Genomic DNA, 11321 nt, shown 5'->3' on the forward strand with positions numbered 1-11321 from the left:
TCGGTATGGATATTTGCTGAGCGTTAGCGCGGCGCGCGTCACACTCGAGGCCATTCACATAACATACGTACGGGTGGGTGCGATGATCCTCCGTGACCGGATAACTGACCGGGAGTGTGGAAGTGAGTTCTGGCAACGACGCGACGGGCAACCATGCCTCCGATCCGGGGGGCACACCGCCCGTGGACGACGGTTCGGCTGACACGACCACTCCACCACCGGACGGGAAGAAGAAACGCAACCGGTGGCGCACGGTCCGCCGGGTCAGCCTGGTTGTGATCGCGTTGCTGCTGGTCGTCCCGCTCGTCGGGTTCCTGGTCAGTTACGTCCGCGCCGAGGTCCCGCGCCCCTCGGACATGAAGACCAATCAGGTGGCCACCGTCTTCGCCGCCGACGGCACCACCGAGCTGACCAAGGTGATCCCGCCGGAGGGCAACCGCACCGAGATCGCGCTCGACGCCATTCCCCAACACGTCCGCGACGCCGTCCTGTCGGCGGAGGACCGCAACTTCTACTCCAACCCCGGCTTCTCCGTCACCGGGTTCATGCGTGCCGCCCGCGACAACGTCCTCGGCAAGGAAAGCGCGGGCGGCGGGTCGACGATCACGCAGCAGTACGTCAAGAACGTGCTGGTCGGCGCGGACCGCAACGTGTACCGCAAGATGCGCGAACTCGTGATCTCCACCAAGATGGCCCGCGAGTGGTCCAAGGACGAAATTCTCGCCGCCTACCTGAACACCATCTACTTCGGGCGCGGCGCGTACGGCATCGAGGCGGCGTCGCGCGCCTACTTCGACAAGCCGGTCGGCGACCTGTCGGTGGCCGAGGGCGCGGTGCTCGCCTCCGTGATCCAGAGCCCGTCCTACCTCGACCCCGAGGCCAACCTCGACCAGCTGCAGGCGCGCTGGAACTACGTGCTCGACGGCATGGTCGCGATGAGTGTGCTCAGTCAGCAGGACCGCAGTGCGGCCGAATTCCCGGTCACCGCCCCGTCCAACCGGCCCACCGACGCCAACTCCGCGCCCGGCCCCGATGGCCTGATCCGCAACCAGGTGCTGCGCGAGTTGTCGGATGCGGGAATCTCCGAGCAGACCCTCAACACCGAGGGACTGCAGATCACCACCACGATCGATCCGAGGGCGCAGGAGTCCGCGATCGAGGCCGTCCACGACAACCTCGAAGGGGAGGATCCGGGGCTGCGGACCGCCGTCGTGTCGATCGATCCCCGCACCGGCGGTGTGCGCGCGTACTACGGCGGCGAGGACGGCGCCGGCTTCGACTACGCCCAGGCGCCCCTGCAGACGGGGTCGTCGTTCAAGGTGTTCGGCCTGGCCGCGGCGCTGGAACAGGGCATCCCCCTCTCCGCCCGCTTCAGCAGTGCACCGCTGACCGTCGGCAGCGTGCAGATCGGCAACGTCGAGGGCGAGTCCTGCGGCACGTGCACCATCGCCGAGGCGACGAAGCGGTCGCTGAACACGAGCTTCTACCGATTGATGATGTCGCTGGACAACGGTCCGCAGGCCATCGCCGACGCCGCCCACAAGGCGGGGATCCCGGAGTTCATTCCCGGGGTGCAGGGTAAGACGCTCAGCGAGAACGGCGGCGAACCCGAGGGCGGCATCGTCCTCGGCCAGTACCTGTCGCGGCCGATCGACATGGCGTCCGCGTACGCGACGCTCGCGGCGTCGGGCATCTACCACCAGCCGTACTTCGTGCAGCGGGTGGTGACCGCCGACGGCGTCGTGCTCCTGGACCGTGCGCCCAGTCCGGGTGAGCGCCGGCTCGATGCCGCGGTGGCCGACAACATCAGTCAGGCACTGATGCCCATCGCCTCGTACTCGCGGGGCCACGCGCTGGCGGGGGGACGCCCGTCCGCGGCGAAGACCGGCACGGCGCAGCTCGGGGACACCGGCGAGAACAAGGACGCCTGGATGGTCGGCTACACGCCGTCGCTGGCGACGGCGGTGTGGATCGGCAAGGCCGATGCCACCGCCATCAACAACAGCTGGGGCGGCCTGATCTACGGTTCGGGTCTGCCGTCCGACATCTGGAAAGACACGATGGACGGCGCCCTCGAAGACACCGATTGGGAAGACTTCCCGTGGCCCGACCCGATCGGCGGCCAAGCCGGTGTGCCCACGTGGACCGGTCAAACCAGCGGCGACGGAACGGGAACCGGCACCAGCGGGGTTGTCCCGCCGCCCGGTGCCCCCACCCCGGCACCCGTCGAGGTTCCGCCTCCGGCCGTCCCGGTCCCGCCCGTCCCCCCGGTGCCCGCACCCGTCCCGGCGCCGACCCAGATCGAAATCCTGCCGGGCGTCATCATCCCGCTGCCGGGTTAGCCGAGGTTCTGAAACCCGCCGCGCGGCGGAGTACGGTTCGGCAGCACCACAACCCGCAGCGCGGCGCGGAGGCTTTCCTTCGTCTTGGCCCAGGCACTCGCCTCGTCCTCACACATGTCGGCCTCCTCGGGCTCTTCCTCGCGGGCGAGTTCCGCGTTGTGGCGCCACTCGATCTCCTGCTCGGTGCAGAGCCGGAGGAACTCGAGGATGGTGTCGCGGTCGCGTCCGCAGATCTCCGCGACGTCGTCCGGGTCGAGCCCGCTCTCGGAGTCGAGGTGGATCAGGGTCACGAGGGCGGCGGGGAACTCGTCCTCGCATTCGTGCTCTGCGTACGAGGACGTGGCGCCGGGTGTGGAATTGAGTTTGCCGCCGAGCTTTTCGGCGAACGCGTCGTCGACGGTGTCCACGAAATGCTCGAACATCCGGAACACCGACACCAGGTGATCCGCGACGAACGGTGATCCGTCGACGCGCATGACGGCGACCACGTTGTCGACGATGAGCAGGAACTTGATGTCGGGCCACTGGCGGTTGAGGTCGGCGAGCGCCTCCGCGGTGCGCGTGCGATCGCTGATCGTGTGGACCACACGGGCGAACACCTCGACGCGGGCGTCCTCCTCGATCACCCGCACATACGTGGGGAGATCGCCGACCCAGACGAGGATGTCGCCGTCCGCATCCTTGCCGGGTGCCTGCTCGAGCATGGATTCGACCGCGGCATCGACACGGTCGCGCAGCCCGGCGCCGTCGCGCAGCTGGGCCGGGACATCGGCCGTACCGAACTCCGGGGTCTCGCCCCGGCCACCGGTGATCGCCTTCAGGAACGAGGGATGCAGAAGGTCCCAGATCTCCCGGAACACGGTGACCGTCATCGACGCCAGCAGGTGGGCGTCCTCCCGGTCGGCGTCGAGGTAGTACGACGCGGAACCGTTGCCCTCGTCGACGTGCTCGCACAGGTCGGGGCGATTCCAGCCGAGCTCGATCAGCCGATCGTGTTCCTCCTCGGTGAGTGCCCGCGCCGGGTGCAGGAAGCGGTTGGACGGCACCTCGCACCGCACCTTGTCGCCGGCCCACGCGAAGAACCGCACGCACGCGGCGGTCTCGACGAGACCGTCGTCGACGCTGTCGTACTGCGACTGCAGCACCAGCTCGTCGTCGTCCTCCATCACGTGCACGTACCCGGTCAGACGGTCCTGGAGTTCGGTCCAGGCGTCGTCGATCTCTCGATCGAAAGTGTTGTCGGACATCACGCCTCCCTCGATGAATCCTGGGTGTCACCGTAGAGGGAGGGTCTGACAAGAAATCGAACACAAAGGCGAATGCACCTTTCGTCGCCGTGAAGACGACGAAAGGTGCATTCGCCGGGAGCTGAGCGACCTATGTGCTCAGATGCTGCTGCGTGGTGAACTACGCGTCGATGATGAACGCCTCGAGCTCGGTACGAGCCTTGTCGTCCGCCATCTGGACCGGCGGGGACTTCATCAGGTACGCGGACGCCGGGTAGACGGGTCCACCGATGCCGCGGTCCTTGGCGATCTTGGCTGCGCGGACGGCGTCGATGATGATGCCGGCCGAGTTCGGGGAGTCCCAGACCTCGAGCTTGTACTCCAGGTTCAGCGGAACGTCACCGAAGGCGCGACCCTCGAGGCGGACGTACGCCCACTTGCGGTCGTCGAGCCAGCCGACGTGATCCGACGGGCCGATGTGCACGTTGCCCGGACCGAGGTCGCGGGTCAGGTTCGACGTCACGGCCTGCGTCTTGGAGATCTTCTTCGACTCCAGGCGATCACGCTCGAGCATGTTCTTGAAGTCCATGTTGCCGCCGACGTTCAGCTGCATGGTGCGGTCGAGCTGCACGCCGCGGTCCTCGAAGAGCTTCGCCATCACGCGGTGGGTGATGGTGGCGCCGACCTGCGACTTGATGTCGTCACCGACGATCGGGACGCCGGCGTCCTTGAACTTCGCGGCCCACTCGGGGTCGGAGGCGATGAACACGGGCAGGGCGTTGACGAACGCGACACCCGCGTCGATGGCGCACTGGGCGTAGAACTTGTCAGCGTCCTCGGAACCCACGGGCAGGTACGAGACCAGCACGTCGACCTTGGCGTCCTTCAGGGCCTTGACGACATCGACGGGCTCGGCCTCGGAGATCTCGATGGTCTCGGCGTAGTACTTGCCGATGCCGTCGAGGGTGGGGCCGCGCAGCACCGGAACGTCGGCCGGCGGGACGTCGGCGATCTTGATGGTGTTGTTCTCGCTGGCGAAGATGGCCTCGGACAGGTCGAATCCGACCTTCTTGGCGTCGACGTCGAACGCGGCGACGAACTGGACGTCGCGCACGTGGTACTTGCCGAACTTGACGTGCATGAGGCCGGGCACGGTCGCCGTCTCGTCGGCGTCCTTGTAGTACTGCACGCCCTGAACCAAGGACGAGGCACAGTTCCCCACGCCCACAATGGCCACGCGCACCGCGGTGCTGTTCTCACCCATGGTCGGGTTCTCCTTTTTTCTTAGGTGTTGCTGTCGATTGCTCGGCGGCGATCAGCTCGTTGAGCCAGCGCACTTCACGCTCACTGGATTCGAGACCGAGCTGGTGGAGCTGCTTGGTGTAGCGATCCAGCGTGCCGCTCGCTTTTCCGATCGCGTCGCGAAGCGCCTCACGGCGCTCCTCGACCTGGCGTCGTCTGCCTTCGAGAATCCGCATCCGCGCCTCTGCGGGAGTGCGGCTGAAGAAGGCGAGATGAACGCCGAATCCGTCATCGGTGTAGTTCTGCGGACCCGTGTCGGCGACCAGTTCCTTGAACCGCTCCTTGCCGATCGGCGTGAGCTGGTAGACGCGGCGGGCGCGACGCTTGACGGTCCCCGGAGGGCCTGCGTCCTCGGCGATCAAACCGTCTGCCTGCATGCGTCGAAGCGTCGGGTAGAGGGAACCGTACGAAAAGGCGCGAAATGCACCCAGCAGTCCCGTCAACCGTTTGCGCAGCTCGTATCCGTGCATGGGTGACTCGTGGAGCAGCCCGAGAATTGCCAATTCGAGCACGTCCACCCCCTGAGTCGCCCGACCTAACCGCGTGATGCGATTCAAAACTATATCGCATCGATATATAGGAGGATACGCGCGCTCGATACACGGGACAAGCCGTCACAGGTTGTCAACCCAGGTCCGGGTCTCCGGCTGCGTCGCCGAATGTCACACCGGTGCCGTCTGACTGAACGAATGTCACATCGGGCGACCAACCGCGGCCGACGGCACCCGACGGCGGCTGGTGGGCAACGACTCCGGACGCTCAGTCCTCGTAGGGGTAGATGTCGAACGGTTCGCCGTCGAATCCGACGACCATGTGTCCGGTGTGGCCGGCGGCGTTCTTCACGTGGATGGAGATGGTCGGCGGTCCGTCGTCGGACCCGGGTTCGTACCGGAAGGAGACGATCTCCACCGCGCCGTCGGGGACGCGCAGGGTTTCGGGTGCCCCGGCGAGGAGTCCTGCGATCGCGACCTGGTCGACGGTGCCGAGGTCGAAGGACTTCTCGTCGTCGGACCGGGTGGACGAGCTGCCCCAGTCGTCGAATTCGCCGTCGTAGAGATAGGAATCGGATTGCCGGTCGTTGCCGGAGGACGGCCGGTCGAAGACGGCGTGGGCCGGGTAGAGGCCGAGTTCGTCGGCGACGGTGTCGCCGTATTCGGCGCGGTACTCGTCGAGGAAGAAGTGCAGCCCGGCGCCGGTGGTGAGGTTCGGCACCGATTTCGACGGGCCGAGGTCGCTGTTCGCGACGGCTCCGGCGATGCTGCCCACGGCTGCCGCGGCGACGACGAGGACCGCGGCGTACACCCACCGTCGCGACGACCGGCGGCGTCGCGGCGACACGACGGGGCTCGCCGCGAGCCGGCTGGGGATCTGGAGGTCCCCGATGAGGCGGTCGAGTTCGTCGAACGTCTTCGCCCGCATCGCCGTGGAAGTGCGGGAGGCGTGTTCCTCCGCGGACAGTTGCCCGTCGGCGAGTGCGGCGTCGAGCATCCCGCAGGCGTCGGCGCGGTCGGAGTCGCGGGCGCGGATTCCCGCGAGTGTGGTCCTGGGCATCTACGTCCTATCGGCCGAAGGGGTAGACGCTCAGTGGTGCACCGGACGGGTCGAGTTCCATGTGTCCGCTCTCGCTGAACTCGTTGGTCACGTAGATCGACACGGTGGGGCCGTCCTCGTCGGCTTCGAACGAGATGTGGCTGACTTCTCCGTCCGGGACGTTGAGGCTCACCGGGGCGCCTACGACCGTTCCGCCGATCCGGTCGAGGTTCAGCGTCGACAGGTCGAACACGGGGGTGTCGACCTTCCGGGTGGTCGGGGTTCGCGACGGCGTGAACCCGCCGCGGTAGTCGTAGCTCACCATCCGGTTCGGTTCGAGGGGAAGCGCACGTTCGAGGCTGGCGTGGCCGCCCTCGTAGAGCGTGAGGTCGTCGACGATCAGATCGCCGAACTTGGCGCGGTACCGGTCGAGGAACACCTTCATGCCCTCGGGTGTGACGGGATTCGGCGTCGCGACGACCAGCGGTTCGACGGAATCGAAATCGACCTGCTGCGCGACGGGTGTCACGGTGGCCTGTGCGTCGTCGCTGTCGACGAGCGTGAAGGCGCCGACGGCCGCCACGATTGCGGCGACGGCGACGGCGGCCGGGAACCAGTGCTTGGCGGTGTCGCGTGGGGGACGTGCGTCCGGTGGTGCGTCTGAGGGTCGCTGCAGGTCGCTGACCAGGACCTCGAGGTCGGCGAGGGTGCGAGCTTCCGCGGCGAGGTCGGACATCGCGCGGTGTTCCGACTCGTTGATCTGGCCGTCGCCGAATGCGGCGTCGAGCAGTGCGGACGTGTTGGTTCGATCGACGTCGCGTGCCCGCGTGTTCGGTGGGTATCGGCTGGCCACGGGTGGATCTTAGAGCTAGTTCGCGGGGTTCACCTGCCATACGTCTCCGCCGAGCGTCGCCCGCAGATAGCCTCCGCCGGTCTGGTCCCTGTCGTAGACGTACACGTTGATCGTCGGCCCCTTGCCGCCGTCGGCGAGGAGAACGTGCCCGATGGTGCCGTCGGGGACTCCGACCAGCCGGGGTGCGTCGGCGATCAGCGCGACGAGTGCCGGCACATTTACCTGCGCGAGGTCGACCTCACCGGTTCCGGGGAGGCGCTGCGTGCGGATGCCCGACGGCTTGAACCCGCCGCGGAAGTCGTACCGGTCGACCTTGTCGGGCGCGTCCGGGGCCGTCCGCGACAGGATCGCGTATTCGTCGTACAACCCCAGTTCGTGGACGGTGAGATCGCCGAACCTCTGCCGGTACTGCTCGAAGAGGGCGTGGATCCCGTCCTGGGTGAGTGGCTGCGCCTGGCCCACGATGATCGGTTCCACCGCGGGCACCTCGACCTCCGGCTGGGCCAGCGGTCTCTCGACCTGCGCCGGGACGGGTGCGGTGACGGGATCCGGGCCGTCCTGCTCGGTGACCGCGAGACCGATCGCGCCGACCGCGATCACCGCCCCGCACGCGACCGCGATCCGCAGCGCCCGGCGGGGTGCACCCGATGTCCGGACAGGTGCCTGGGCGGTGATCGACGACGGCAGCTGCAGGTCGCTGATCAGCAGGTTCAGCTCGGCGAGAGTCTTCGCCGACATGGCCTGGGCGGTGCGGTCGTGGTACTCGCCGGCGCCGAGCTGTCCATCGGCGTAGGCGGCGTCGAGCTGGCTGCATGCGTTGACCCGATCGAGGTCACGTGCGCGAGTCTGCGAGGACGGTCCTGAGGCCACACCGGCATCGTAGTGCGGCAACCGTGTTTGACCAGCGTCACTCGACCGACCCCTTCTCTCCGGACGCGACGCACGTACTCTGGTCTCCGTGCGGATACAGCGGCAGGTGGTGGACTATGCGCTTCAGCGCCGGTCACTCCTGGCCGAGGTCTACTCGGGCAGGACGGGTGTCACGGAGGTCTGTGACGCCAGCCCCTACCTGCTTCGTGCCGCAAAGTTCCACGGCAAGGGCAGTGATGTGGTGTGCCCGATCTGCCGTAAGGAGCAGTTGACTCTGGTCTCCTGGGTCTTCGGTGACAAGTTGGGCCCGGTGTCGGGTTCGGCTCGTACGGCCGAGGAGCTGGTGCGTCTCGCGTCCACTCAGGAGGAGTTCTCGGTTCACGTGGTCGAGGTGTGCCGGACATGCAGCTGGAACCATTTGGTCCAGTCCTATGTTCTCGGTACCGTGCCCGAACCGAAACGGCCCAGGCGTTCGTCGCCACGGCCACGGCCTCCGAGCCGTCGAACCGCGAGCGAGTAGACACGCCCGAACACGGACGCGGGCAGAAGAGTGCCCACAGACGTAACGCAGGACTGAAGCCGGTCCACAACCACTGGAGATTTGTACGTGAGTTCCCCCCGCAGCAACGCCCCGGGTGATCGACCGAACGGACCGAGACGACCGAGTGGCCCCCCGCCACAGGGACGCCCCGGAGGTCCACCACCCCGCGGCGGACAGCCTGCGGGTGGGCCCCCGCCGGGCCGATCGGGCGGCTCGCCGCCGCGACGGATGCCGCCTCCGCCCCCGCAGGGTGGTGGCCGTCCCCCCGGCCCGCCGCCTCGTCGTCCCGGTCCGCCGCCACAGGGTGGTGGCCGTCCGCCGGGTCCCCCGCCGCGTCGTCCGGGCCCGCCGCCCGGACGTCCCGCAGGCGGTCCCCCGGTGGCGCGTAACCAGTCGGGCCCCGGTGGGCGCCCGCCGGGACCTCCGCCGTCGAACGGTCGCAAGACCGGCGGCGGCCGCGGTGGCGAACCGCCGAAGGGTGGAAAGAAGACGGCTGTGAAGAAGTCGCGGTGGAAGATCGTTCGCCGGACGGCGTACGCGTGCGTCGCGATGGGTCTGATCATCCCGATCCTGCTGTTCATGGCGGCGTACGTCGTCCAGGACGTCCCGCGGCCCGGCGACCTCAAGACCAACCAGGTGGCCACGATCTACGCGTCCGATGGAACGTCGGTGCTCAGCAAGGTCGTGCCGCCGGAGGGCAACCGCACCGAGGTGACGCTCGACCAGATCCCGAAGCACACCCGTGACGCGGTGCTCGCTGCCGAGGACCGGGACTTCTACTCGAACCCCGGCTTCTCGATCGGTGGTTTCGCGCGTGCCGCCCGCGACAACGTCCTGGGTAAGGACAGTGCCGGCGGTGGCTCGACCATCACGCAGCAGTACGTGAAGAAGACGATGGTCGGTTCCGAGCGTTCGCTGACGCGAAAGATGAAGGAACTCGTCATCTCGTCGAAGATGGCCCGCGAGTGGTCCAAGGACGACATCCTCGCCGCCTACCTGAACACCATCTACTTCGGGCGTGGTGCATACGGCATCGCGGCCGCGTCGAAGGCGTATTTCAACAAGCCCGTCGACCAGTTGACGGTCGAGGAGAGCGCGGTGCTGGCGTCGTCGATCCAGCTGCCGTCGCTACTCGATCCGGAGACCAACCCGGAGGGTGCGCAGGCGCGCTGGAACTACGTGCTCGACGGCATGGTGTCGGCGGGAACGCTCGAGCAGTCCGCCCGGTCCGTGATGCAGTACCCGCCGTATGTGCCGATCGCGCAGGTCGACAACGGCAACCAGGATTCCGGACCGGAGGGCCTGATCAAGAACCAGGTTCTGCGTGAGCTGGGTGAGGCGGGGATCAGCGAACAGCTGCTCAACACCGAGGGCCTCGAGATCACCACGACGATCGACCCGGTCGCCCAGGCGGCGGCGGTGGATTCGGCGCGCTCCAACATGGAGGGTGAACCGGACAACCTGCGTACCGGTGTCGTGTCGGTAGACCCGAAGACCGGCGCGGTGCGCGCGTACTACGGCGGCGAGGACGGCGGCGGTTACGACTTCGCGAACGCCGGACTGCAGACCGGTTCGTCGTTCAAGGTGTTCGGTCTGGCCGCGGCCCTGGATCAGGGCATCCCGCTGTCGCAGATGTACGACAGCTCGGAGCTGACGGTCAACGGCATCACCATCAGCAACGTCGAGGGCGAGGGCTGCGGCACCTGCACCATCGCCGAGGCGCTGAAGCGGTCGCTGAACACCAGCTTCTACCGTCAGGAACTCGAACTCGACGGTGGACCGCAGGCGATCGCCGACATGGCCCACAAGGCGGGCATCCCGAAGGAGATCCCCGGCGTCGGGCCGTCGCTGACCGAGCCGGACGGCAGCGGTCCGAACAACGGCATCGTGCTCGGCCAGTACCAGTCGCGGGTTCTCGACATGGCGTCGTCGTATGCCACGCTGGCCGCCTCGGGTACGTACCACGCCCCGCACTTCGTGCAGAAGGTCGTGAGCGCGGACGGAACGGTGCTGCTCGACCGCGGCGGCGACACCGGTGAGGACCGCATCGACAAGGACGTCGCCGACAACGTGACGTCGGCGATGGAACCCATCGCCGGGTACTCGCGCGGCCACAACCTGGCAGGCGGACGCCCGTCGGCCGCCAAGACCGGTACCGCGCAGCTCGGTGACACCGGAAAGAACAAGGACGCCTGGATGGTCGGGTACACCCCGTCGCTGTCCACGGCGGTCTGGGTGGGCACCACCGACGGTCAGGCGCTGGAGAACAGCAGCGGCGCCATGATCTACGGTTCCGGTCTGCCTTCCGACATCTGGAAGGACACGATGGACGGCGCCCTCGAGGGCACCGACGTCGAGAAGTTCCCGAAGCCGGGTGCGATCGGTGGCCAGTCGGGTATCCCGGCCTATTCGGCGCCGGCACCGACCAAGACGTCGGCGCCGCCGACGAGCACGTTCCAGCTGCCGACGGAGCTCGTGCCGCCGGTGGTCGTGACACCGTCGCCGGTGGAGATCCTGCCCGGGATCACCATTCCGATTCCGGGACTGGCCCCGAGGCCGACCACGGCGGCCCCGGCGGTTCCGGCTGAACCGGAGACGACGACGCCGCCGAACGCCGGCAACGGCCAGCAGCAGGTTCCGGCCCGTTAACGGCGACC

At 67.6% G+C, this 11321-nt stretch carries 9 protein-coding genes; 3 read left to right on the forward strand and 6 right to left on the reverse strand.

From position 1 onward, the window contains the following. Positions 1–122: 122 nt before the first annotated feature. A complete protein-coding gene (locus HGB39_RS21055; RefSeq protein WP_043791772.1) occupies positions 123–2342 on the forward strand; it encodes a transglycosylase domain-containing protein in 2220 nt (739 codons plus the stop codon). Here HGB39_RS21055 and HGB39_RS21060 read toward each other — a convergent pair. From HGB39_RS21060 to HGB39_RS21085, 6 genes are all read right to left on the reverse strand, one after another. Next, positions 2339–3589, reverse strand: coding sequence for a T3SS (YopN, CesT) and YbjN peptide-binding chaperone 1 (locus HGB39_RS21060; RefSeq protein ID WP_005264443.1), 1251 nt, complete (start codon positions 3587–3589; stop codon positions 2339–2341). The genes HGB39_RS21055 and HGB39_RS21060 overlap by 4 nt on opposite strands. A gap of 160 nt (positions 3590–3749) precedes the next feature. Beyond that, the gene (locus HGB39_RS21065; protein ID WP_005264442.1) at positions 3750–4832 is read right to left on the reverse strand and encodes an inositol-3-phosphate synthase; all 1083 of its coding nucleotides are present in this window, start codon (positions 4830–4832) and stop codon (positions 3750–3752) included. Beyond that, positions 4825–5382, reverse strand: coding sequence for a PadR family transcriptional regulator (locus HGB39_RS21070; RefSeq protein ID WP_005264441.1), 558 nt, complete (start codon positions 5380–5382; stop codon positions 4825–4827). Before HGB39_RS21070 ends, HGB39_RS21065 begins: the two co-directional genes overlap by 8 nt. 247 nt (positions 5383–5629) lie before the next feature. Further along, complete coding sequence (locus HGB39_RS21075; protein ID WP_005573354.1) at positions 5630–6421, reverse strand: DUF1707 SHOCT-like domain-containing protein; 792 nt, start codon at positions 6419–6421, stop codon at positions 5630–5632. 7 nt (positions 6422–6428) lie between these two features. After that, on the reverse strand, positions 6429–7253 hold the full coding sequence (locus tag HGB39_RS21080; protein WP_005264439.1) for a DUF1707 SHOCT-like domain-containing protein: 825 nt from the start codon (positions 7251–7253) through the stop codon (positions 6429–6431). A 15-nt stretch (positions 7254–7268) separates the two neighbouring features. Continuing rightward, positions 7269–8123 (reverse strand): DUF1707 SHOCT-like domain-containing protein, encoded by an 855-nt coding sequence (locus HGB39_RS21085; protein ID WP_043791148.1) that lies wholly within the window; start codon positions 8121–8123, stop codon positions 7269–7271. 88 nt (positions 8124–8211) lie between these two features. On the opposite strand from HGB39_RS21085, the gene HGB39_RS21090 reads away from it, so the two are divergent. Together HGB39_RS21090 and HGB39_RS21095 are read left to right on the forward strand one after the other, a co-directional pair. Next, positions 8212–8643: a DUF5318 domain-containing protein gene (locus HGB39_RS21090; protein ID WP_029539769.1), complete on the forward strand. Its 432-nt coding sequence runs from the start codon at positions 8212–8214 to the stop codon at positions 8641–8643. Between the two features lie 399 nt (positions 8644–9042). Then, positions 9043–11313 (forward strand): transglycosylase domain-containing protein, encoded by a 2271-nt coding sequence (locus tag HGB39_RS21095; RefSeq protein ID WP_082320714.1) that lies wholly within the window; start codon positions 9043–9045, stop codon positions 11311–11313. The last annotated feature ends 8 nt before the right edge of the window (positions 11314–11321 follow it).

The organism is Rhodococcus opacus (genome assembly GCF_012396235.1).
Taxonomy (GTDB): Bacteria; Actinomycetota; Actinomycetes; order Mycobacteriales; family Mycobacteriaceae; genus Rhodococcus_F; species Rhodococcus_F opacus.

Bases quoted from the DNA above. Each gene is read 5' to 3' on its own strand.
- HGB39_RS21065 (WP_005264442.1), bottom strand. From the start codon at position 4,832: ATGGGTGAGAACAGCACCGCGGTGCGCGTGGCCATTGTGGGCGTGGGG.
- HGB39_RS21075 (WP_005573354.1), bottom strand. From the start codon at position 6,421: ATGCCCAGGACCACACTCGCGGGAATCCGCGCCCGCGACTCCGACCGC.
- HGB39_RS21060 (WP_005264443.1), bottom strand. From the start codon at position 3,589: ATGTCCGACAACACTTTCGATCGAGAGATCGACGACGCCTGGACCGAA.